The 22,119-nt window shown below is 57.5% G+C and carries 22 protein-coding genes and 5 tRNA genes; 14 read left to right on the top strand and 13 right to left on the bottom strand.

What is annotated here, in order from left to right:
• Nucleotides 1-10 precede the first annotated feature (10 nt).
• The 5 genes from HMPREF9163_RS10035 (at nt 11) to HMPREF9163_RS10015 (ending at nt 7,526) form a co-directional block, all read left to right on the top strand.
• Nucleotides 11-958: a nitronate monooxygenase family protein gene (locus HMPREF9163_RS10035; RefSeq protein ID WP_009441670.1), complete on the top strand. Its 948-nt coding sequence runs from the start codon at nt 11-13 to the stop codon at nt 956-958.
• A gap of 31 nt (nt 959-989) precedes the next feature.
• A complete protein-coding gene (fabF, locus tag HMPREF9163_RS10030) occupies nt 990-2,234 on the top strand; it encodes a beta-ketoacyl-ACP synthase II (RefSeq protein ID WP_009441669.1) in 1,245 nt (414 codons plus the stop codon).
• Between the two features lie 5 nt (nt 2,235-2,239).
• Entirely contained in the window at nt 2,240-2,956 is a 717-nt protein-coding gene (gene rnc / locus HMPREF9163_RS10025) for a ribonuclease III (RefSeq protein WP_009441668.1), read from the top strand.
• A gap of 229 nt (nt 2,957-3,185) precedes the next feature.
• Nucleotides 3,186-4,322: an efflux RND transporter periplasmic adaptor subunit gene (locus tag HMPREF9163_RS10020; protein WP_157049447.1), complete on the top strand. Its 1,137-nt coding sequence runs from the start codon at nt 3,186-3,188 to the stop codon at nt 4,320-4,322.
• Nucleotides 4,323-4,334: 12 nt separating this feature from the next.
• The gene (locus HMPREF9163_RS10015) at nt 4,335-7,526 is read left to right on the top strand and encodes an efflux RND transporter permease subunit (RefSeq protein ID WP_009441666.1); all 3,192 of its coding nucleotides are present in this window, start codon (nt 4,335-4,337) and stop codon (nt 7,524-7,526) included.
• A 33-nt stretch (nt 7,527-7,559) separates the two neighbouring features.
• Here HMPREF9163_RS10015 and HMPREF9163_RS10010 read toward each other — a convergent pair whose 3' ends face one another.
• The 6 genes from HMPREF9163_RS10010 to HMPREF9163_RS09985 all read right to left on the bottom strand — a co-directional run bounded on the left by HMPREF9163_RS10010 (nt 7,560) and on the right by HMPREF9163_RS09985 (nt 11,070).
• Nucleotides 7,560-7,892, bottom strand: coding sequence for a branched-chain amino acid transporter permease (locus HMPREF9163_RS10010; RefSeq protein WP_009441665.1), 333 nt, complete (start codon nt 7,890-7,892; stop codon nt 7,560-7,562).
• Nucleotides 7,889-8,599, bottom strand: coding sequence for an AzlC family ABC transporter permease (locus HMPREF9163_RS10005; RefSeq protein WP_009441664.1), 711 nt, complete (start codon nt 8,597-8,599; stop codon nt 7,889-7,891). The genes HMPREF9163_RS10010 and HMPREF9163_RS10005 overlap by 4 nt, the downstream gene beginning before the upstream one ends.
• Nucleotides 8,596-9,153 (bottom strand): DNA-3-methyladenine glycosylase I, encoded by a 558-nt coding sequence (locus HMPREF9163_RS10000; protein WP_037346988.1) that lies wholly within the window; start codon nt 9,151-9,153, stop codon nt 8,596-8,598. The genes HMPREF9163_RS10005 and HMPREF9163_RS10000 overlap by 4 nt, the downstream gene beginning before the upstream one ends.
• Before the next feature lie 61 nt (nt 9,154-9,214).
• Nucleotides 9,215-9,291: transfer RNA gene (locus HMPREF9163_RS09995), tRNA-Pro, on the bottom strand.
• Nucleotides 9,292-9,327: 36 nt separating this feature from the next.
• A complete protein-coding gene (locus tag HMPREF9163_RS09990; RefSeq protein ID WP_009441662.1) occupies nt 9,328-9,534 on the bottom strand; it encodes a hypothetical protein in 207 nt (68 codons plus the stop codon).
• Between the two features lie 18 nt (nt 9,535-9,552).
• The gene (locus HMPREF9163_RS09985) at nt 9,553-11,070 is read right to left on the bottom strand and encodes a type VI secretion protein ImpB (protein ID WP_037346985.1); all 1,518 of its coding nucleotides are present in this window, start codon (nt 11,068-11,070) and stop codon (nt 9,553-9,555) included.
• Between the two features lie 113 nt (nt 11,071-11,183).
• On the opposite strand from HMPREF9163_RS09985, the gene rfbB reads away from it, so the two are divergent.
• Both rfbB and HMPREF9163_RS09975 read left to right on the top strand, forming a co-directional pair.
• Nucleotides 11,184-12,191 (top strand): dTDP-glucose 4,6-dehydratase, encoded by a 1,008-nt coding sequence (gene rfbB / locus HMPREF9163_RS09980; protein WP_009441660.1) that lies wholly within the window; start codon nt 11,184-11,186, stop codon nt 12,189-12,191.
• A gap of 357 nt (nt 12,192-12,548) precedes the next feature.
• Nucleotides 12,549-12,624: transfer RNA gene (locus tag HMPREF9163_RS09975), tRNA-Ala, on the top strand.
• Between the two features lie 104 nt (nt 12,625-12,728).
• Here the strand turns inward: HMPREF9163_RS09975 and HMPREF9163_RS09970 are convergent.
• The 5 genes from HMPREF9163_RS09970 to ilvA form a co-directional block, all read right to left on the bottom strand.
• A tRNA-Arg gene (locus HMPREF9163_RS09970) sits at nt 12,729-12,805 on the bottom strand.
• Between the two features lie 2 nt (nt 12,806-12,807).
• Nucleotides 12,808-12,884 (bottom strand) — tRNA-Pro (locus HMPREF9163_RS09965).
• Nucleotides 12,885-12,924: 40 nt separating this feature from the next.
• Entirely contained in the window at nt 12,925-13,656 is a 732-nt protein-coding gene (locus HMPREF9163_RS09960; protein WP_037346983.1) for an NlpC/P60 family protein, read from the bottom strand.
• Nucleotides 13,657-13,676: 20 nt separating this feature from the next.
• Nucleotides 13,677-13,988: a helix-turn-helix transcriptional regulator gene (locus tag HMPREF9163_RS09955; RefSeq protein ID WP_009441658.1), complete on the bottom strand. Its 312-nt coding sequence runs from the start codon at nt 13,986-13,988 to the stop codon at nt 13,677-13,679.
• 23 nt (nt 13,989-14,011) lie between these two features.
• Nucleotides 14,012-15,259, bottom strand: a complete 1,248-nt coding sequence (gene ilvA / locus HMPREF9163_RS09950) for a threonine ammonia-lyase (protein ID WP_009441657.1) — start codon at nt 15,257-15,259, stop codon at nt 14,012-14,014.
• 163 nt (nt 15,260-15,422) lie between these two features.
• On the opposite strand from ilvA, the gene HMPREF9163_RS09945 reads away from it, so the two are divergent.
• From HMPREF9163_RS09945 to HMPREF9163_RS09915, 7 genes are all read left to right on the top strand, one after another.
• On the top strand, nt 15,423-15,869 hold the full coding sequence (locus HMPREF9163_RS09945; RefSeq protein WP_009441656.1) for a universal stress protein: 447 nt from the start codon (nt 15,423-15,425) through the stop codon (nt 15,867-15,869).
• A gap of 47 nt (nt 15,870-15,916) precedes the next feature.
• Complete coding sequence (locus HMPREF9163_RS09940) at nt 15,917-16,333, top strand: universal stress protein (RefSeq protein WP_009441655.1); 417 nt, start codon at nt 15,917-15,919, stop codon at nt 16,331-16,333.
• Nucleotides 16,334-16,428: 95 nt separating this feature from the next.
• Nucleotides 16,429-17,163 (top strand): ThiF family adenylyltransferase, encoded by a 735-nt coding sequence (locus tag HMPREF9163_RS09935; RefSeq protein WP_009441654.1) that lies wholly within the window; start codon nt 16,429-16,431, stop codon nt 17,161-17,163.
• Nucleotides 17,160-18,140: an NAD(P)H-dependent glycerol-3-phosphate dehydrogenase gene (locus HMPREF9163_RS09930; RefSeq protein ID WP_009441653.1), complete on the top strand. Its 981-nt coding sequence runs from the start codon at nt 17,160-17,162 to the stop codon at nt 18,138-18,140. The genes HMPREF9163_RS09935 and HMPREF9163_RS09930 overlap by 4 nt, the downstream gene beginning before the upstream one ends.
• A gap of 7 nt (nt 18,141-18,147) precedes the next feature.
• Nucleotides 18,148-18,546 carry a (deoxy)nucleoside triphosphate pyrophosphohydrolase gene (locus HMPREF9163_RS09925; RefSeq protein WP_009441652.1) on the top strand — a complete coding sequence of 133 codons (399 nt, stop codon included), beginning with the start codon at nt 18,148-18,150 and terminating at the stop codon, nt 18,544-18,546.
• A gap of 41 nt (nt 18,547-18,587) precedes the next feature.
• Nucleotides 18,588-18,674 (top strand) — tRNA-Leu (locus HMPREF9163_RS09920).
• Between the two features lie 184 nt (nt 18,675-18,858).
• The gene (locus HMPREF9163_RS09915) at nt 18,859-20,364 is read left to right on the top strand and encodes an IMP dehydrogenase (RefSeq protein WP_009441651.1); all 1,506 of its coding nucleotides are present in this window, start codon (nt 18,859-18,861) and stop codon (nt 20,362-20,364) included.
• A 71-nt stretch (nt 20,365-20,435) separates the two neighbouring features.
• Here HMPREF9163_RS09915 and HMPREF9163_RS09910 read toward each other — a convergent pair whose 3' ends face one another.
• Together HMPREF9163_RS09910 and HMPREF9163_RS09905 are read right to left on the bottom strand one after the other, a co-directional pair.
• Entirely contained in the window at nt 20,436-21,218 is a 783-nt protein-coding gene (locus HMPREF9163_RS09910; protein ID WP_009441650.1) for a tRNA 2-thiocytidine biosynthesis TtcA family protein, read from the bottom strand.
• A gap of 12 nt (nt 21,219-21,230) precedes the next feature.
• Nucleotides 21,231-21,968: a thiamine diphosphokinase gene (locus tag HMPREF9163_RS09905; RefSeq protein ID WP_037346979.1), complete on the bottom strand. Its 738-nt coding sequence runs from the start codon at nt 21,966-21,968 to the stop codon at nt 21,231-21,233.
• Between the last annotated feature and the right edge of the window lie 151 nt (nt 21,969-22,119).

Raw genomic sequence — 22,119 nt, 5'->3', positions numbered from 1 at the left:
GAGGGCTTATATGAGACTACCCGAGGTGAGGATCGGCAATAAGGTTGCCGCCATCCCCATCATTCAGGGCGGCATGGCGATCCGCATAACAACGGCGCGGCTCGCGGCCGCTGTTGCAAACGAGGGCGGAATCGGACTCATCGCGGCCTCCGGCATGAAGCCGCAGGAACTGCGCTATGAGATTCGTCTCGCGCGCTCACTATCTCCCAATGGGATCATCGGCATCAATGAGATGGTCGCGGCAAGCGACTTTGCGGATGCCGTTAAAATTGCGATTGATGAGGGCATTGACCTCGTGGTCGCAGGTGCGGGATTCTCCCGCGATATGTTCCAGCTCGGCAAGGAGTCCGGCACCCCGATTGTGCCGATTGTCTCCACGGCGAAGCTGGCGAAGATCTCCGAAAAACTCGGCGCGGCTGCGGTCGTTGTCGAGGGCAAGGAGGCAGGCGGTCATCTCGGCACGGATCAGTCCGTGCGCAATATCATCTCCGATGTCCGCGCGGCGGTGAAGATTCCGATCTTTGCAGCCGGCGGTATCCTGACGGGGCAGGATATTGCGGATCTGCACAAGATGGGTGCAGATGGCGTACAGCTCGGTTCGCGCTTTGCGGCTTGTGAGGAGTCCAATGCTGCGCCGTCGCTGAAGCAGTATTACCTGAAATCCAAGAAGGATGACATTGTCATCATCCACAGCCCCGTGGGGCTGCCGGGGCGTGCTGTGCACACCCCGTTCTCGGCACGGATCATGGAGGGGCCAGTACCGCCGAAGGTGTGCGACCGCTGCCTGAAGCAGTGTGACCATCACTTCTGCATCATCCGCGCACTCTCGCGTGCGCAGCAGGGAGATCTCGAGACGGGCTTGGTCTTTACGGGCGAGTTCATGCCGCGCATCGATCGGATTTTGAGTGTTCATGAGATATTTGAAGAGCTGAAAGAGCAGCTTGAGGCAGCGAACTAGGGTGTGAACTCTAGGAAAGGAGTCGGTTGGTTTGAAGAAGAGAATTGTCGTTACGGGGGTTGGCCCGATCACGCCGATCGGCATTGGTAAGGACGCCTTCTGGGAGGCGCTGCTTGCAGGCAAGAACGGCATTGAACGCATTACCCGCTTCGATGCGACGAACTACGCTGCGCAGATTGCAGGCGAGGTCAAGGCCTTCGATGTCGATGGCTACATCGACAAGAAAGAGGCAAAGCGCATGGATCGCTACGCTCAGTTCGCCGTCGTCTCCGCCGGTATGGCGATTGCAGACGCGGGGCTCAATCTGGACAGCGAGGATCGCGATCGCATCGGCGCCTATGTCGGCGCGGGCATCGGCGGCATCGAGACGATGCATAGCACCTATGAGCGCCTCTTTGACAAGGGTCCCGAGCGCGTCAGCCCCTTCTTCATCCCCATGATGATTGCCAACATGGCAGCGGGGCAGGTCGCAATCAACTACGGCCTGCATGGTCCTGTGTCCTGTGTTGTGACGGCGTGTGCGACGGGCGCAAACTGTATCGGCGATGCCTATCGCGTGATGCAGCGCGGCGAGGCAGACATCATGATCGCGGGCGGCACGGAGGCAAGCATCTCCGAGGCTGCAAGCGCGGGCTTTGCTGCGATGAAGGCACTCTGCACGGATCACAACGACGATCCCGCGCATGCCTCGCGTCCGTTCGACAAGAACCGCTCGGGCTTCGTCATGGGCGAGGGCGCGGGTCTGGTCGTGCTTGAGACGCTCGAGCACGCAGAGGCGCGTGGTGCACATATCTACGCCGAGCTCGTCGGCTACGGCTCGAACTCGGACGGCTATCATATCACGAGCCCTGCGCCGCATGGCGAGTATCAGGCGAAGTGCATGAAATTTGCACTGGATGATGCGGGGCTGAAGCCGGAAGAGGTCGACTATGTCAACGCACATGGCACGTCCACGCATATGAATGACCTCTGCGAGACCGAGGCAATCAAGACGGTCTGGGGCGATGCTGCAAAGGATGTTGCAGTCTCCTCGATCAAGTCCATGACGGGACATCTACTCGGTGCTGCAGGCAGTGTTGAGCTGATTGCAACGGCGCTTGCAGTCGAGAACGATATGCTCCCGCCGACGATCAACTACGATACGCCGGACGAGGGGCTCGACCTCGACTATGTACCGAACAAGGCGCGTGCGAAAAAAGTTCGCGCGGCGATCTCGAACTCCTTCGGCTTCGGCGGGCACAACGCCTGCCTCGTCGTCAAGAAGTATCAGAAGTAAAACAAATGGCACACGAAATGACAGAGGGAAGGCGCGCAGCACTTGTGCGCCTTTCTGTCCAAATAGGTGTTTCCTTCGGTGACCTCTCGCTGCTCGATGAGGCGCTGACCCACCCTTCGTATACAAATGAAGCGAAGGATGATATACCGCATAACGAACGTCTGGAGTTTCTGGGCGATGCCGTGCTGGAGCTTGCCTCCAGCACGTATTTGTATGCGCATTTTCCGGAGTGCTCCGAGGGGGAGCTGACGAAGATGCGCGCGAGCCTCGTTCAGAGTGAGACGCTTGCGCGCCTTGCGCGGCAGCTCGACCTTGGCAGCTACCTCCTGCTCGGGCGTGGGGAGCTGCACAATGGGGGCGCAGATAGGCAGAACAATCTCGAGAACGCATTCGAGGCGGTCGTCGGTGCCGTCTATCTCGACGGCGGCTGGGAGACAGCGCGTGACTATGTGGCACATCAGCTTGCTGCTGAGGCCCTCTCTGTAGAGAAGACGCATGTTGCGCGCGACTACAAGACGACACTGCAGGAGCATGTGCAGCAGAAGCGACATGCGTCGATTTCCTACAAGCTGATTGGTGAGACGGGACCCGACCATGACAAGCGTTTTACGACCCGCGTTCTTATTGGTGACGAGCCGATGGGGGAAGGTACGGGACGTAGCAAGAAGGAGGCGGAGCAGCAAGCTGCCGCAGCCGCTCTTGACCGCATCGGACTCGGTTAAAAAATCGGTTAAACTTCACCTTGAAGCACACATCATTTCTTGACTTTTGCACCGTGCTTCGCTAATATGAATCTGTTATGGCAGGGATTCCCGTGCGGATACCTGCCCTTCTTCATACATATGTTAACACCTTTCACATGATGTGGGGAATGGGAAAGAGGAGGTTATTTATTTGTTTGAGAACAGAAAAGGTCTGGGCGTTCTCGTCGCTGCGATCTTCGCGCTCGGTATGCTTCTGAGCGGCTGCGGGAGCGGTCAGCAGGGGGGCGGAGCGCGTGCGACGTCTGTCAAGGCGATGAATGTACTGCGGCAGGATACGCCGCTCACGCATGTATATGCGGGACAGATCGTGGGCACGGACGAGGTGAAGATTCAGTCGCGTGTCTCCGGGAACATTGTCGAGAAATACATCGTGGGTGGGCAGTCTGTATCGGCAGGGCAGCCGCTCTACCGCATTGACTCTCGCCAGTATGAGAGTGCGCTTCTGCAGGCGAAGGCCGTGCTTGCGCAATCCGAGGCGACGCTGAACAATGCACGCATGGATCTCGGACGCTATCAGCAGCTCTATGCCAGTGCAGCGGTCTCTGAGCAGACACTCTCCACGCAGCAGGCACAGGTGAACGCCTATGAGGCGGCGGTCGCTGCGAATGAAGCACTCGTGCGTCAGGCACAGGAGAATCTCGATGATACGGTGATCTACGCACCGATGTCGGGGCAGCTCTCTGTAGATGATGTGGCGATGGGGACATTTGTCTCTGCGGGAACGACGACGCTCGTTTCGATGGGCACAGCAAACCCGATCTTTGCGCAGTTCAGCCTCTCAGAGAACGAGTACCTGAACTTCGTTGAGCAGGCGGCACAGCAGGGCGGAATCGCTGCTGTTGTGGTCGAGCTGACGCTCTCCAACGGCTCGAAGTATCCGATCATCGGGCATATCGTGACCTCGGATCGCGCTCTTACTGCTCAGACGGGGACGCTGACGGTAAAGGCTCTCTTTGATAATCCGGATGGACTTCTCCTGCCGGGCATGTTTGCGCGCGTCAGCCTGATCGGCGACACGATTCCGAATGCGATTCTCGTGCCTGAGCGTGCTGTTCAGCAGCTGCTCGGCAAGTCCTTTGTCATGCTCGTAGGGCCGGACAATAAGGCTGTCGCACGCACGGTGACACTGGGCGATAAGATTGGCAGCTACTACGTTGTTAAGGAAGGTTTGGACAGTTCGGATATCGTTGTGGTTGAGGGGCTGACCACGCTCCAGGAGGGCGGCGATCTAGCCGTGACGATGGTGACAGCAAGCGACATGGGATTCTCGCTTGAGGGGGATACCTCCAACTTTAATACGCGTGAGCTCACGCCCGCGAAGTAAGGAGGAGATCCTTTGGCAAAATTTTTCATCCATCGACCGATCTTTGCGATTGTCATTGCGGTGATGATCGTCATCATCGGTACGATTGCGGGCCTCTCACTGCCAATCGCGCAGTATCCGCAGATCTCGCCGCCGACGGTTGCGGTGTCGGCGAACTATACGGGTGCAAGTGCTGCCGTTGTCAATGAGACGGTGGCGCAGGTCATCGAGGAGCAGATTAACGGTACGCAGGGGATGGACTACATGAGCTCCACCTCTGATGATACGGGGCGTTACAGCCTGTCCGTCACGTTCGATGTCGGCACGGACGGAGATATGGATGCCGTCAAGGTGCAGAACAATGCGGCGGGGGCAAATGCCAGCCTGCCGTCCTCCGTGCAGTCGGCGGGCGTTACGACGCGCAAATCCTCGGGGCAGATGGCGTACTTCGTTTCGCTGTACTCCGAGGACGGCACCTATGACCGCGCCTTCATGAAGAACTATGCAACGCTCTACTTCCTCGATGCGATCAAGCGCGTCAGCGGCGTGGGCGAGGTGCAGGTATTCGGTGCCGACTATGCGATGCGCGTCTGGATGAATCCGGATCGCCTCGCGGAGCTCGGTTTGACCGTTTCGGACATCACAAAGGCAATCAACGAGCAGAACGTACAGGCTCCTGCGGGAACGGTCGGCGGTATGCCGACGCAGAACGGGCAGGAGAAGCAGTTCACGGGCAAGGTGCAGGGGCGTCTTACGACGCCCGAGGAGTTCGGCAACGTCATCATTGCTGCGGGCAAGGACGGCACATTCGTCCGCTTGAAGGATGTTGCACGTATTGAGACCGGTCAGCGTCAAAATAATATTGTTGCGAAATTTAACGGCTATCCCGCCGTTGGTTTCGGCATACAGCTGACCTCCGATGCAAATGCGATGATTACGCTCGCCGAGGTGCGCAAGATTCTTGAGGAGGCGGAGAAGACCTTCCCGCCCGGACTCAAGATGAAGTCTGTCTTTGATAGCACGGACTACATCAACGCATCCATCAAGGAGGTTGTGCATACCTTCCTTGAGGCACTGCTGCTCGTCGTGCTCGTCATCTTCCTCTTTTTGCAGAGCTGGCGTGCGACGCTGATCCCGCTGCTCGCCGTGCCTGTGTCCCTCATCGGTGCATTCGGCGCGTTTGTCCTGTTGGATTTCTCCATCAATACGCTGACGCTCTTTGCAATGGTGCTTGCAATCGGTCTTGTCGTCGACGATGCGATCGTCGTCATCGAGAACGTCGAGCATCATATGGAGAGCGGACTTTCGCCCGTTGACGCAACGGAGCGTGCGATGGCAGAGGTGCAGGGGCCTGTTGTTGCGATTGCCTTCGTGCTCGCGGCGGTCTTTGTCCCCGTTGCCTTCCTCGGCGGCATGATGGGCGTGCTCTATAAGCAGTTCGCGCTCACGATTGCAATCTCGATGGCGATTTCTGCCTTTGTCGCGCTGTCGCTGACGCCGGCACTCTGCGCGCTCATGCTCAAACCAAAGAAGGAGAATGGGACAAAGAGCGTACTCGACCGCTTCTTTGACCGATTCAATAACTGGTTCGATGCGACGCGCAAGGGCTATGTTGGTATCGTCAGCAAGTTTATCCGCAAATCGAAGGTTGCCGTTATCTTCCTGCTCATCGTCTGCGGGCTTACGGCGATCATCTATCGGAATCTGCCGACCACATTTGTCCCTGAGGAAGATCAGGGCTATATGATGATCGCGATTCAGCTGCCGCCGGGCACGTCCACGAATCAGACACAGAAGACCGTGGACAAGATCCAGCAGGCGGCACAGCGCGAGATCAAGGGGCAGAGTGCCGTCATGTCCATCAACGGCTTCGACATCCTCGCGGGCGGTGCGAACTCCAACGGTGCTGTCGTGTTCGTTGGTATGAAGGACTGGTCGCAGCGTGCAGGGCTCGCTGAGTCGGTTGCTGCTGCGGTCGGTACGATGTTCCGCGTCGGCGCGATGGAGGCACCCGAGGCACTTGTCGTTGCCATCAATCCGCCCGCACTGCCGGGGCTCGGCAATGTCGGCGGCTGGTCGCTTCAGCTGCAGGATATGAGCGGGCACTCCGACACCGAGCTCAACGACATCGTGAATGCGATTCTCGCCGAGGCGAATACACGCCCTGAGCTGCGTGGTGTACGCTCGACGTTCAAGATCAACGCGCCGAGCTATCAGTATGAGATCGACCGCGAAAAGGTCAAGAACCTCGGCGTTCAGCTCTCGGATGTATTCACGGCACTGCAGGTCAACTTCGGCGGCTATGAGGTCAATGATTTCAACCAGTTCGGGCGCACCTACAAGGTCGTGCTGCAGTCCGACGTGACCTATCGCACCGAGGCAGAGGCGGCAAAGTTCGTTTTTGTCAAGAACTCTCAGGGCGGCATGGTGCCGCTTGATACGCTACTCAGACCCAAACTTACAACGGGACCGACACAGATCAGCCGCTTTAACGGCGCACGCTCGATCACGTTCCAGGGAAGTTCCGGCAGCGGCTACAGCTCGGGCGAGGCGATGAACGCCATCACCGAGATCGTGCAGAAGCATGCAGGCTCCGGATTCAGCATCGAATGGTCGGGGCAGAGCCGCGAGGAGAAAAAGTCGGCGGATTCGACCATGCAGGTGCTTGCACTCTGTCTTGTCTTCGTGTTCCTCTGCCTTGCGGCACTCTATGAGAGTTGGAGCGTACCGTTTGCCGTGCTCTTCACCGTGCCGACCGGCATCTTCGGGGCACTCTTCTCCGAATACATCCTCGCGACGATCTTCGGCACGATTGGCATTCCTGCGGCGGGCTATCAGAACAGCGTCTATATGCAGATCGGTGTCATCATGGTCATCGGTCTTGCGGCAAAGAATGCTATTCTGATTGTCGAGTTCGCAAAGGTACGCGCCGATCGCGGCATGGATCCCTTGAAAGCGGCGATTCAGGCGGCGGGGCTGCGTCTCCGTCCGATCCTCATGACATCGTTTGCGTTCATCATTGGCTGTCTGCCTCTCTGCATGGCATCCGGTGCGGGGGCTGCGGCGCGTAACGGCATGGGCGTCGCCGTCGTCGGCGGCATGCTCTTTGCCACCATTCTCGGTATCTTCCTCATTCCCGTGTTCTATGTCATTGTCAACCGTATCTCGCGTATGCTTGGCCTCCGCAAGAAGGCAAAGACCCGCACGGCGGATGACTATATGTAACCATAAAAAAATTCCCCTTTATGGGGAATTTTTTTATGGGATGAATATGCATTGAATTAGTATCATATAGACTGCCGTCCCTCCTCCAATGGAGAGGAGCATCTGGCGAAATTTCAGATGCAGTACTGCCGTCACAAGAATTCCTGCAAGCTCCGGCAGACCGTGATTTCCGCTGAACAATGTTGTCTCCTTGAGACAGTAGACGACAAGCATTCCAAAGACGGCAGCCGGGAGGACGTTGCCGAGATAGCGGACCATAGGCGGTGTTGGCTTCTTCTCCGAGAGCAGGAGAAAGGGGAGGGCGCGCGTGAGTACACTCGCAAGCGCACAGAGCCCGATGGTAATACACTGTTCAGTGAACGTCATGCCATCTCTCTCCCTTCGATGAAGGGACGGAGTGCGAGGCATCCCGCGAGAATGATGAACATGGTCGGGAGCATAAAAGCCTCACGCCCGAAGACGGCAAGTGCGATGCCTGCAGCTGCAAGTCCGAGGATTCCCGTATAGTGCTGCGGGTCGTTCATCCACTGCTCCATAAAGATCACGACGAAGAGTCCTGTCATAGCGAATTCAATACCCTCCGTATTGATGGGGAGGCTCGTGCCGACCAGTCCACCGATGGTTGCGCCCGCGACCCAGTAGATCTGGTTCAGCAGGGTCACAAAGAACATAAACCAGCCCGCATCGATACCCTGCGGAATCTTCGTCGTGTAGTTGATGGAGAATGACTCATCACACATGCCGTAGATGAGGTATGGCTTCCTCCATCCCGTGCCGCGATATTTCTCGAACATGGAAATGCCGTAGAAAATATGTCGCCCCTGCACCATCAGCGCGAGCAGGAAGGTCTGCAGAGGGGCAAACGGACTCAGCAGGAGTGCCGTCGCGATGAATTCGAGCGAGCCGCCGAAGATCAGCGCACTCATCGCCATCGGATACCAGAACGAGAAGCCCGAGACGTTCGTATAGATGCCGTAGGCAAGTCCGAGAAAGAGAAAACCGGCGAGGATGGGGACGGTGAAGGGGAAGGCGGCACGCAGGGCTGCGAGGCGCGGATCGCCCATGTGTGTCATGACTTGCTCCAAGCACACGTGTCCGTGTGCGCCGCAAGTACACCAATCGCCTGCAGTGTCGAGTAGATGCAGGTCGAGCCGACGAATCGCATGCCGCGCTTCTTGAGGTCATTTGACACCTTGTCTGAGAGCGTCGAGGTTGTACGCAGTTCGCAGCTCTCGCGCACGGGTTTTCCATCCGTAAAGCCCCAGATATAGCGGTCAAACGAGCCAAACTCGCGCACGATGTCGAGGAAGATGCGGCTGTTCACAATGCTCGCCTCGATCTTGCGGCGGTTGCGCACAATCCCCGCATCCCGCATTAGTTCCTCGACCTTTGCTGCATTGAACGCCGCGACTTGCTCGGGAATAAAACCCTCGTATGCACGGCGGAAGTTCTCGCGCTTGTGGAGGATCGTCGCCCACGACAGCCCGGCCTGAAATGTCTCAAGAATGAAAAGCTCGTAGAGCGCACGGTCATCGTGAAGCGGCTGCCCCCATTCCTCATCGTGGTATTTCACATAGATGGGATCATCCAGTTTCACCCAACTGCAGCGTTTGAGTTCGTCTCCCATATTTGCCTCCGGAAATAAAAACACCGGCGCCCAATGGCTCCGGCTCATATCCATATGAAGATGGTCGGGATGACAGGATTCGAACCTGCGACCTCATCGTCCCGAACGATGCGCTCTACCAAGCTGAGCCACATCCCGACATGGATAGTATTGTAGCGATGTTTTTGATTTTTGTCAAGCAATATGCTCCGGCGGCGTGTATTTATCATATTGCGCAGCTTTTTCCTGTGCCGTGCGGTCAGCGGCAGCATGGAGTCCCGTGAGCGCGGAGAAGGGGGCGAACTGTCCCGCGCGGTCGTGCTGCGACATGGGCGGATGCGTCCGCGAGATGGGGCGCGGCAGATGGATGATGTCCGTATAGTCCTCAATGCGTCGCTGCATATTGTTCTCCTGTCATATTTATGCCTTGTGTCCACCAATCTGGCTGTTGCGCAGACGTGCCGTTGCGCCGTCGATGAGATTCGATCCGCGCAGGATGGCATTCTTGCCATAGGTCTTCTTGATGGCGATGATTGCTTCCTGTAGCGCCTTTTCCTTTTCCTGTGCAGCAATCTCCGCAGGTGTCAGGACAGTTGCCGCCGTCTCCTCGGGCGTAAAGAGGGAGATTTGCTCGGCGGCGGAGGCGTGCTGCTCCTCGGTCATTAAATGTTGTGCGGAGAGTGTGAGTCTTCGGATGAGGAGGGCGGGATTGACGATCTCGTCGAAGAGTTTGGTCAGCGCCTTCATGATTGCGTGCGGGAGTACACCGCGGTCGATGAGCACTCTGCCGTGTGCCGGCCACGGTATCTTTCGCCCATAGCGATCCGTGCGGATGCGGCCGTGGTAGAGGGCGCGGATCTCGGGTCGTGTCAGGTTCTCGATGTCATAGCCGACGGTCAGCTCGAGGCGGTCACTCGTGAGGCGTTTCTCCGCCAGCTCAATGGAGAGGGCATCCGCCATCTCCCAGACGACGAGGCGGGCATTCTGCGCAGTGTAGGGATACTGCAGCACCTGTCCCATATGTGTGCTGCGCGACTTTGGGCGGTAGTTCTTGATATCCTCCATGCGCGCGGCCTCAAAACCCCATGCGTGGTCGATCAGCAGCTCTGCCTGTACACCGAAGAGGCGGTAGAGAAGCTCCTCATTGTATTTCGTATTTGCCCTGCCGAGCGAGCAGCGTGCAACATCCCCCATCGTATAGAGCCCATTTTCCTCAAGTTTACGCGCATAGCCTCTGCCGACGCGCCAAAAGTCCATGAGCGGACGATGCGTCCAGAGCTGCTGGCGATAGCTCATCTCGTCCAGTGCCGCAATGCGCACGCCGTCCGCATCCGGCTTCATATGCTTTGCCACGATGTCCATCGCAACCTTTGCAAGGTAGAGATTTGTTCCGATGCCCGCTGTCGCCGTGATCCCCGTCTCGCGCAGTACATCTCGGATGAGGCGCATGGTGAAGTCGTGTGCCGAGATGCGCTCCGTGCGGAGATAGCTCGTCACGTCGATAAATACCTCATCGATGGAGTAGATGTGAATGTCGTCGGGAGAGACGTGGCGCAGGTAGATCTCGTAGATGCGCATGCTGTAGTCCATGTAGAGCGCCATGCGCGGGGGCGCAATGTGATAGGCAATGCCAAGCTCAGGGTGTGCAGCAAGTTCTGCGGCATCCCGTGTCTCGCCCGTGAGCGTTTTTCCAGGCGCACGGTATTTGCGCCGTGCGTTTGCCTGCTCCGCGGCGCGGATGACCTCGAAGAGGCGCGGGCGTCCGCCGATGCCGTGCGCCTTGAGCGCGGGGGAGACGGCGAGGCAGATTGTCTTGCTCGTGCGGCTCTCGTCTGCGACAACGAGATGCGTGGTCATTGGATTCAGGCCGCGCTCGATACATTCGACCGAGGCATAGAACGATTTGAGATCGATGGCGATATACGTGCGCTCCTTCATCTTTATCCCTCCCATGAGACAGTATAGCACAAATGTTTTTGTTTTGTAAATGAAGGAATAATGAAGGAGATGTCGAATCATCTATTTAAAGAAAGAAAAAAGGAGCGGAAACTATGAAGATTATCGTGACGGGCGGGGCGGGATTCATCGGCGCGAACTTTGTCTACTACGAGCTGTGTGAGCATCCGGAGGATCAGATCATCTGCTATGATGCGCTGACCTATGCGGGCAATCTTGCAACGCTCGACGCGGCGCAGGAGAATCCGCAGTTCTCGTTCGTGCGCGGTGACATCGCGGATCGCGCAACAGTCTATGCGCTCTTTGAGCACGAGCAGCCGGATATTGTTGTCAACTTCGCAGCGGAATCCCACGTGGATCGCTCCATCGAAAATCCAGAGATTTTCCTGCGTACGAATATCATCGGGACGAGCGTACTGATGGATGCCTGCCGCAAATACGGTATTCAGCGCTATCATCAGGTCTCGACGGACGAGGTCTATGGCGATCTGCCGCTTGACCGCCCGGATCTTCTATTTACTGAGGAGACACCGCTCCACACATCGAGTCCATATTCTTCGTCAAAGGCGGGAGCCGACCTCCTCGTGCAGGCGTATGCGCGCACCTACGGCATACCTGTGACGATCTCGCGCTGCTCGAACAACTACGGTGCGTTCCAGTTCCCCGAGAAGCTCATTCCCCTCATGATGATTCGTGCGATGCAGGGGGAGAAGCTGCCCGTCTATGGCGACGGTCTGAATGTTCGTGACTGGCTGCATGTTGACGATCACTGCTCCGCCATCGATGCAATCATGCGGCGTGGCACGGTGGGTGAGGTCTACAATGTTGGCGGGCACAACGAGCGCTCGAACATCGAGGTTGTCCGCACGATCCTCTCCGCGCTCGGCAAGGGCGAGGATCAGATCTCCTATGTCACGGATCGCAAGGGACATGACCGTCGCTATGCGATCGATCCGACGAAGATTGGACGCGAACTCGGCTGGACGCCTGCAACGAAGTTCGACGACGGAATCCAGTCGACAATTACATGGTATCAGGAGCACGAAGCGTGGTGGGCGGATATTCTCAGCGGCGCGTATGAGAAGCGCAATGCGGAGGCTTGAAGTCCGTGTGACGGCACTTGACGATTTCAAAGAAAAGTCCTATAATAGGGAATAGAAAAGGTGCTATCGTGTAAACGGTCAGCCCTTATGGTTGCGAAAGAATCCGCCCATAGTTTGCTGCTAGGGGGCGGATTACTTTTTACTGAGAAGTAATACTAGAACGATCAACAGTAACAGCGTCATGTTTGTTTCGTTCATAGACAATCATCGCCCTTCCGGGGTTAGATTGACCGTCCACCGAGTAGATAGCACCTGTTTTTATCATAGAACATATGATTTGTTTTGTAATGCACTTTTGAAAAGTTTTTGCGTGAAGCCCTTGCGCATATAGGTGATTTACGCTATAATACCTTTCGCGGGGGCATAGCTCAGCTGGGAGAGCGCTTGCATGGCATGCAAGAGGTCAGGGGTTCGATCCCCCTTGTCTCCACCATATTGACCGCACGGGATGTGAGAGCAGAATCTCACATCTTTTTTGTTGCGTTTCAAAAAAGACAACAAAAAACCGTACCGCCGCAACGATACGGTAGATTTCGATGGTGCGCCTGGGGGGATTCGAACCCTCGACCCACGGCTTAGAAGGCCGTTGCTCTATCCAACTGAGCTACAGGTGCAATGGTCGGGATGACAGGATTCGAACCTGCGACCCTCTGGTCCCAAACCAGATGCGCTACCAAACTGCGCTACATCCCGATACCGCCCTATTATAATGAGCGGCACGGGAAAAGTCAACTTATTTCACAATATGCTTGCCGCCAAGGAAGCGTGGCTTCCAATAGTCGTTCGACAGCGCATCGATGCGCACGCCCTTGCTCGTGGAGGCGTGGATGAACTCGTCCTTGCCGAGGTAGATGCCGCAGTGGGACGCGCCCTTTTCATACGTCTCGAAAAAGACGAGATCGCCGGGTACGAGCTCCTTCGTGCTCTTTGTGCGCAGTCCGAGTTTGTACTGCTCATCTGCCGTGCGCGGAATCGAGATACCTTGTTTCTGGAAAACGTATTGGAGGTAGCCCGAGCAGTCAAAGCCCTTCGGTGTTGTGCCTCCGAATACATAGGGCGTCCCCATGTAGGCTTTCGCCGTCTTGATGACATCGGATACCTTGCTCGCGGGAAGGATGGGCTTGCCGTTCGGAGCAAGCGGCTGTGTTTTTTCTGCGGGCGGCGGGACATCGATGCCCCACGGGCGTTTTTCGGGTAAGTTTTTGAGGGCGCGCCACGTCGCGTTATTGACGACGCCTGTAATCTTGATCTTGTTGTCGCGCTGGAACTCGGCGACGGCGCGTTCGGTATCCTTGCCGAATACGCCGTCCGCATTTTTGATCTTGTAGCCCGCTTTTTGGAGTGCCTGCTGCAGGACAAGCACCTCGTGCCCGTGTGAGCCCTCGCGGAGGGTGGGGGAGGCAAATGCCGTGCCCGCTGCAAGGAGGAGGGCGACGGCGGTTGAGAGAAAGACGCGGCGTTTCATGGAGAGCATCCTTTCGTGATCTATGCGTGCTGTACGTGCTCGAGACCCTGTCCGAGGAGTTTCAGCACGTGATCGTCGTCAATCGAGTAGAGCACTTCTTTCCCGTCTCTGCGGAACTTCACGAGGCGGGCGGTACGCAGCACGCGCAGCTGATGTGAGATGGCGGACTGTCCCATGTCCAGCCCGTCCGCAATGTCGTAGACGCGCAACTCCTCGGCTGCTGCGAGTAGGGAGAGAATCTTGATGCGCGTGGGATCGCCGAGCGTCTTGAAGAGGTCGGCGAGATGCTGTGCCGTATCCTGATCGATACATTTCATTGGGGCGGCAGTCATACGCTGATATATCCTTTCTTCTGTCAGTAAATCTTGTTGATCTCAAATCCGTTTGCTGCGAGTGCGCAGACAATGCGGTCGATATGCTCCTGTCCGTGCGTCTCGACGGTGACGGTGAGCTGCACCTTCTGAAAGCTGTCCGTCACCATCGTCTGATCGTGGTCGAGGCGGATGACGTTCGCATCCTGATCGGTGAGGATCTGCGCGACGGTGAGCAGCTGTCCCGGTTTGTCAGGGAGCTGGACGGAGAAGCGGAATACTCTGCCGCGCGAGATGAGTGCCTTGGAGATGAGTGCGGAGATGGTAGAGATGTCGATGTTGCCGCCGCTGACGAGCACGGCGATCTTCTTGTCCTTCATGCGCAGCTTGCCGAGTGCGGCAAGGGAGAGGACGCCCGCACCCTCAGCGATGAATTTGTGCTTTTCGATGAGGGAGAGCAGGGCGCTCATGATCTCCATCTCGGAGACGGTGATGATCTCGTCGAGGTAGCGGCGACAGAATTCAAGCGTCAGGTTTCCTGCCGTACGTACGGCGCAGCCGTCGGCAACCGTGTCGGCAGAGGGGAGGGTGATTGCACGTCCGCAGGAGAGCGCTGCCTTCATGCACGCCGCGTTCTCCGGCTCGACACCGATGACCTTCACCTGCGGGTTGACGAGCTTTACCGCGAGCGCGATGCCCGAGGCAAGCCCCCCGCCGCCGACGGGGACGAGGATTGCATCCACGTCCTTGAGCGCGTCGATCACCTCGAGGGCGATTGTGCCCTGTCCGACAATCACATTGCGGTCATTGAACGGGTGGATGTAGACGTAGCCCTTCTCCTTTTGTAGTTCGAGGCTATGCGCATAGGCATCATCGAAGCCGTTGCCGTGGAGGATGACCGTTGCGCCGAGTGCACGCGTCGCCTCGACCTTTAGGATCGGCGTTGTCGCTGGCATGCAGATGACAGCCTTCACGCCGAGTTTCTGCGAGGCGTAGGCAACGCCCTGCGCATGATTGCCAGCTGAGGCGGTGATGACGCCGCGCGCCCGTTCCTCCTCCGTAAGCATGGAGATGCGGTTGTATGCGCCGCGCAGCTTGAATGCACCCGTGGTCTGGAGATTCTCGAGCTTCAGATAGGTCGCATTGCCCGCGATGTCGGAGAAGAACTCACTGTGTACCAGCGGGGTCTTTCGCACAATGCCCTCGAGTCTTTTTGCTGCGGCATAGATATCCGAAATCCCTGTCGATGCGACAACTTCCTCATCCGTCTGAACTCTCTGTTCTTCTCCCATAACGCATTGCCTCCATTTATTCCTTATATATAGAGTCAGTCTATCATTTTCGGTGGGGCACGTCAATTTATTTTCATCAGAGCGAATAATCGTCGGAATAAAGAAGGAGTTTGACAGAATTTCGCGAATAAATACAACAAACAAGGCGGGACGGAGGTGCGTGATGGAGCAGCAGTCAAAGTACGCGCATATCCTTGTCCCCGTGGACGGGTCGCAGGTGTCGCTGCGTGCCGTCTGTCTGGCGGGTGAGCTTGCTGCGCTGATGGCGTCTGAGGTGCATCTCCTCTATGTGTCTCCATTCGACGCGAGCACGGACGAGGGCGATGTCTCGTGGCTCCCGAAGAGCATTGTGCGTCCGGCGGCAGAGGAGGCGCAGGAGATATTTGCCGTGGCAGAGGTGCTCCTGCCCGAGTGTATTGCACGTGAGCGTCACCACCGCACGGGAATACCTGAGGAAGAGATCCTGCGATTCATCGATGAGATGAGCGTGGAGCTCGTCGTCATCGGTGGGCGCAAGCTTTCGCGCGTGAGCGGATTTCTCCTTGGGAGCGTCACGCAGACCGTCTTGGAACACGCGCACTCCAGCGTCATGGTCGCGGGAAGCGCATAAATTTGTCTATATGGTTCATTTCTATAGAGAAGTGAGGAGGAACTGCCATGATTAAAAATATTTTGGTGCCGGTGGATGGCTCCGAGGGTGCTGACCGTGCGATTGAAAAGGCTGGTATGCTCGCCGAGATCTGCGGCGCAAAGCTGAATTTCCTCTACGTCGCGAACATCAATCAGCTCGCGATCAACGCCGTTCTTTCGGACGCGATCCTCGACTCCGTGACAAAGGCGGGGAATGTCATCCTTGACCGTGCGCTCGAGATGGTCCCTGCAGGCGTTGCAAAGGAGTCGTTCTCGGATACGGGCTCGCCCGCAGTGGTCATCCTCGACTTTGCAGAGACGAACGACATCGATCTCATCGTCATGGGCAGCCGTGGTCTCGGCGTGGTGAAGGGTGTTCTGCTCGGCAGTGTCAGCCAGTATGTCGTGGAGCAGTCGAAGTGCCCCGTGCTCGTCGTCAAGTGAGCGGCACACAATCATAACTTGGTGGGAAAGGAGCTGCAGCGGAGGTGTATGCTTTCGCCGCAGCTCTTTAGCATGTACTCTGAAAGGTTGGGACAATGAATGATCGGCGCTTTGCGCGGACGGAGATGCTGCTGGGCAGTGCGGGCGTGGAGCGCCTTGCCAGTGCATCCATAGCAGTATTCGGCATCGGCGGGGTCGGCTCCTATGCAGCTGAGGCACTCGCACGTGCGGGGGTAGGTAGGCTGACGCTCATTGATCACGATGTCATCGACGTGACGAATATCAACCGCCAGATTCACGCACTGACCGAGACCGTGGGCATGCCGAAGACGGAGACAATGGCGCGGCGCATCCGCTCCATCAACCCTGCCTGTGATGTGCGTGAGATACGTGCATTCTATCAGTCCGCTGATGCGGATGCGTTCTTTCCTGAGTGCTATGACTATGTACTCGATGCCGTGGACACGTTGACAGCAAAGCTCGACCTCGCCGTGCAGTGCCATCGGCGCGGTATTCCGCAGATCGCAAGCATGGGCGCAGCGAACAAGCTCGACCCGAGCCTGTTCGAGGTCATGGACATCTATCGGACGAAGGGCGATCCGCTTGCGCGCATTTTGCGCAAGAAACTCAAGGAAAAGGGAATCCCGCATCTGAAGGTCGTCTGCTCGCGTGAACGCCCGCGTACACCCGAGGCGGGAGAAGAGACGCCGGCGGCAGGACGTCGAACAGTGCCCGCAAGCGTTTCTTTTGTGCCCTCTGTGGCGGGGCTGATGATGGCGGGCGCAGTCGTGCGTGATCTCTTGAACATCCGAGTGGAGGTATCGTCATGAACATATCCGTACTGGGCTGCGGGCGTTGGGGCTCATTTCATGCGTGGTATGCGCAGCGCGTCGGGCATGCAGTCACGCTCTGGGGGCGTGCGGGCTCTGCTCATCTGAAAGAGCTGCGTGTGACGCGGACGAATGAGTTCCTGACGCTGCCAGCGGACATCCATCTGACGGACGATCTCGCGGAGGCAGTTCGGGCGGCAGAGGTCGTCATCATCTCCATCCACGCGCAGGCATTGCGCACCTTCCTCCGCGATCTCTGTTCGCGCGGACTGGGGGCGGAGCTTGGCAAAAGACGCATCATCCTCTGCATGAAGGGGCTGGAGATCGGTACGGGCAAGCGACTCAGTACGGTGGTGCATGAGGAACTGGGCAGTGCTGTGCATCCTGTCGTCTGGGTCGGACCCGGTCACGTGCAAGACTTCGTGCGCGGCATTCCGAACTGCATGGTGCTCGCAGGAGAGGAGCGGGAGGCGCTGCGTGAGCTCGTGGACGCGCTCGGCAGCCCGCTCATCCGCTTCTACTACGGCGAAGACCTCCTCGGAACGGAAGTCGGCGCAGCGGCGAAGAACGTCGTCGGACTCGCGGCGGGGATGCTCGATGGGCTCGGCTACAGCAGCCTCAAGGGGGCGCTCATGGCACGCGGCACGCGTGAGCTCGTGCGCCTCGTGCGTGCGATGGGCGGCGACGGGGAGACCATCTACGGGCTCTCCCACCTTGGCGACTACGAGGCGACGCTCTTCTCCCCGCACAGCAACAACCGCCGGTACGGTGAGGCTGTTGTGCGCGGCACGGCGGGGGACTTCCACAAGATAGCCGAGGGCGTCTACACTGCCGAGGCCCTGATGGCGCTTTCAGAGGAGTACGGCGTCGACCTGCCCATCTCCGCGACCGTCTATGAGATTGTCACGCACGGGCGCGATCCGCGTGATCAGCTGATGCAGCTTTTCCTGCGTGCAACAAAGAGTGAAAAGGAATAGGAAATCCATGAGTGAACGAAAGCATATCGATGTCGTTGCGGGGGCGATCTTGAAGGACGGAAAGGTGTTCGGCGCATGCCGCGGCTACGGTGCATACGCGGGGACATGGGAGTTCGCGGGCGGTAAGGTTGAGCCGGGCGAGACGGACGAGGCGGCGCTCGTGCGTGAGATTCGCGAGGAGTTGGGCGTCGAGATCGCCGTTGAGCGTCTGCTTGGGATTGTGGATCACGACTATCCCGAGTACCATATGAACATGCGGCTCTACATCTGCCGCCACATTGCGGGCGAGCCGCAGCTCTCCGTCCACTCGGCAGGGCGCTGGCTCGGACGCGCTGATCTCTATAGCGTCCCGTGGTTCGAGGCGGACATGGAGCTCATCCGAAAGCTCGAAGCCGACCTGCGCTGACGTTGACAAATCCGCCGCAGGGGTGCTATAATACAACCCATGCCGAAGTGGCGGAATTGGCAGACGCAGCAGACTCAAAATCTGCCGTTGGCAACAACGTGCCGGTTCGACCCCGGCCTTCGGCACCATAGCAGACGATTTCCCTAAGAGTGGACACAGACTCTTAGGGATTTTTTGCAAAATCGGGAAATTTCAACATATCGGCATATATTGCTTCCGTACGGGTTGACACGGCGGGCGGAAGCGCGTATATTAGACAGAAAAATTTTAGGACGGATCATCTCAGGTCGGATACAGAAAGGAAGGATTTCGTTGGCACATTACTACACTGAGCCATCGCACACATTTGGAGAGTATCTGCTCATCCCAGGCTACTCCTCGGCGGAGTGTTTCCCTGCAAATGTCACGCTGCGGACGCCGCTCGTCAAATATCATCGCGACGAGGAGCCGGCGCTCATGATGAACATTCCCATGACCTCCGCGATCATGCAGGCGGTCTCGAATGACACAATGGCGATTGCTCTCGCCAAGCAGGGCGGCGTTTCCTTCATCTATGGCTCGCAGTCCATTGAGGAAGAGGCGGCGATGGTCTCGCGCGTGAAGAACTACAAATCCGGCTTTGTCAGCAGCGACTCGAACATCAGCCCTGACACGACGCTCGGTGGCGTACTCGACCTCCTCGCGAAGACGGGGCACTCCACGATGGCGGTCACGGAGGACGGCTCGGCGAACGGCAAGCTCGTCGGCATCGTGACGAGCCGTGACTATCGTGTCTCGCGCATGTCGCTCGATACGAAGGTACACACCTTTATGACGCCGTTTGAAAAGCTCATCTGGGCGGATGCGGACTCCACGACCCTCACACAGGCGAACGACCTCATCTGGGAGCGCAAGCTGAATATGCTCCCGCTCATCGACAAGAATCAGCGTCTGCGCTACATGGTGTTTCGCAAGGACTACACCGACAACAAGGAGAACGAGCTCGAACTGACCGATGATAACAAGAGCTATATCGTCGGCGCGGGCATCAATACGCGCGACTATGCCGAGCGCGTGCCTGCGCTCATCGCTGCGGGTGTGGATGTCCTCTGCATCGACTCCTCCGAGGGATTCTCCGAGTGGCAGCGCCTGACGATTCAGCACATCCGCGAGCAGTACGGAGATACGGTCAAGGTCGGCGCGGGCAACATCGTCGACGGAGAGGGCTTCCGTTTCCTTGCGAATGCGGGTGCGGACTTTATCAAGGTCGGCATCGGCGGCGGCTCCATCTGCATCACGCGTGAGACGAAGGGCATCGGGCGCGGACAGGCGACGGCGCTCATCGACGTGTGCGCCGAGCGCGACAAGTATTTCAAGGAAACGGGCGTCTACATCCCCATTTGCTCCGACGGCGGCATCGTCTATGACTACCACATGACACTCGCGCTCGCGATGGGCGCGGACTTCCTCATGCTCGGGCGCTACTTCTCGCGCTTCGACGAGAGCCCGACGGATCGCGTCATGGTGAACGGCACATACTATAAGGAGTATTGGGGCGAGGGGTCGAACCGCGCGCGCAACTGGCAGCGCTACGACCTCGGCGGCAGCAAGAAGCTGTCCTTTGAGGAGGGCGTCGACTCCTACGTCCCGTATGCGGGTCCTTTGAAGGAGAACGTCCAGACCACCCTCTCCAAGATCCGCTCTACCATGTGCAACTGTGGCGCACTCAGCCTGCCCGAGTTCCGCGACAAGGCGAAACTCACCCTCGTCTCCTCGACCAGCATCGTCGAGGGCGGCGCACACGATGTCATCCTGCGCGACAAGCTTGGACGTGATTGAAAAAAGCCGGACGGCGAAGTGAAACAACTTCATCGTTCGGCTTTTTTGATGTTGTCTGAGGAGGAGAGGCGCTATTTCTTCGCCATAAAGGTGCGGTAGGTGCGCTCCATCTCCTTGCGCGTCTTGCTTGCAGGCCAAAGCTCGCCGAGCGCGCCCTCGCGCATTCCTGCGGCGAGGTGGTTGTAGAGATTCGGATTTTCTGCGCCGAGACGCGCGATCAGCTCCTTGACTGTCTGGCGCGTTGTGTTGCCGTTGTGCGGGCATGGGGAGGGGATCGGCGTGAAGCCGTGGTACTGGATCGCGTCGATGATCTCCTGCTCGCGGAAGTAGACGAGGGGGCGGATGACAGTGATGTCCGTCTTGTCCAGATACGTCTTGGGGCGGAATGTGTTCAGCTGCCCCGAGTAGAATAGGCTCATGAGAAAGGTCTCCACCGCATCGTCATGGTGATGTGCGTAGGCGACCTTATTCATTTGGTGCGCTGCGGCGTAGCGGTTGACTGCGCCGCGACGGAAGAACGCGCAGGTGAAGCAGGGGCTTTTGTCGTCCTGTTCCGCAATCGCACCTGCGATATCGACATCCACAACCTCATAGGGGACATCAAGCTGCTTGCAGAATGCTGCAATCGCATCGGTATCAAACGGATCGTCAAACTGCGGATTGACGGTGAATGCCGCGATCGTAAAATCTCTTTTCAGACGCTCGCGCAGGATGGCGAGGGCGTAGGTGAGAAAGATGCTGTCCTTGCCGCCCGATACCCCAATTAAGATACGATCGCCCTGCTCGATCAGCTCGAACTCCACGACGGCACGCATGAGCTTGCTGAAATAGGTCTGTGGAATGTTGATATTCAATGAAAACTTCCTCTATTCTTTATGGCAGAGATAGACACCGAGAACGCCACTCTTGATGGAGACGGTAAACGTGTTCTTGGTGTTTTCTCGTGCGAGTACGTTGCTGATTGCAAGTGACTCTCGATTTGTGATACACGCATCCTGCAGCTCCCAATACAGCCCACGCGTTGTCACGCCCGTACATTTCTCCGTAAAGGGGAGGAGCGAGATGGCACGCGGGGGCGTGTCACAGGTCACGGTGAGCGATTCGCCCGCATGGAGGTAGAAAAGTGTTTCACGCTCGTCCGCAAGTACGCAGGGGATGGGCGCGTGTGCGGCGACAGAGGCGGTACTCGTGAGATGGTCGAGCCGCCCGCCGAATGCCGCCGTTAAAATGACGAGCGGGTGGGTATACTGGTCTGCGGCAATTTGCAGCGCAAGCTCTGTATCCGTGAAATCCTTCTCGGGCGGGAAGGTGTGAATCTCTGTGTTCTGTTCCTCTGCCCAACCCCATGCTGTAGGATTCGCACTGTCTCCATCGCCGATCAGATGTGTGGGCACTTGGTTGGCGGAGTGACAGATGTTCACACCGCGATCAATCGCCCAGATGGGAGTGCCTGAGCCGCACATATTTCTTTGTTGTATCAGCCCTGTGAGCCAACCTATTTCGGGGGCACGTCCTCCGCCAATGCAGATAATCTCCTGCGATGGTGCACATGGCAGCGTCACATGAAGCGTTGGGAGGGTAACAGTGCGCTTGTATTCATGCATGACAATATTTCCTTTGTCGTGTTTATGTGGTAGAATGATTATATCATACGTTATTTTTGACGAAAAGCAAAAAATATAAAAAAGGGGGTTGACGCAGGAGAAATCTCTGTGTTATATTATGACAATCGCGCCGATGAGAGCTGCGCGGGGG

This window comes from Selenomonas sp. oral taxon 138 str. F0429, assembly GCF_000318175.2.
Lineage (GTDB): Bacteria > Bacillota > Negativicutes > Selenomonadales > Selenomonadaceae > Centipeda > Centipeda timonae.
Note: the sequence above shows the minus strand (reverse complement) of the source record. Positions and strands in the feature narration are given on the sequence as shown.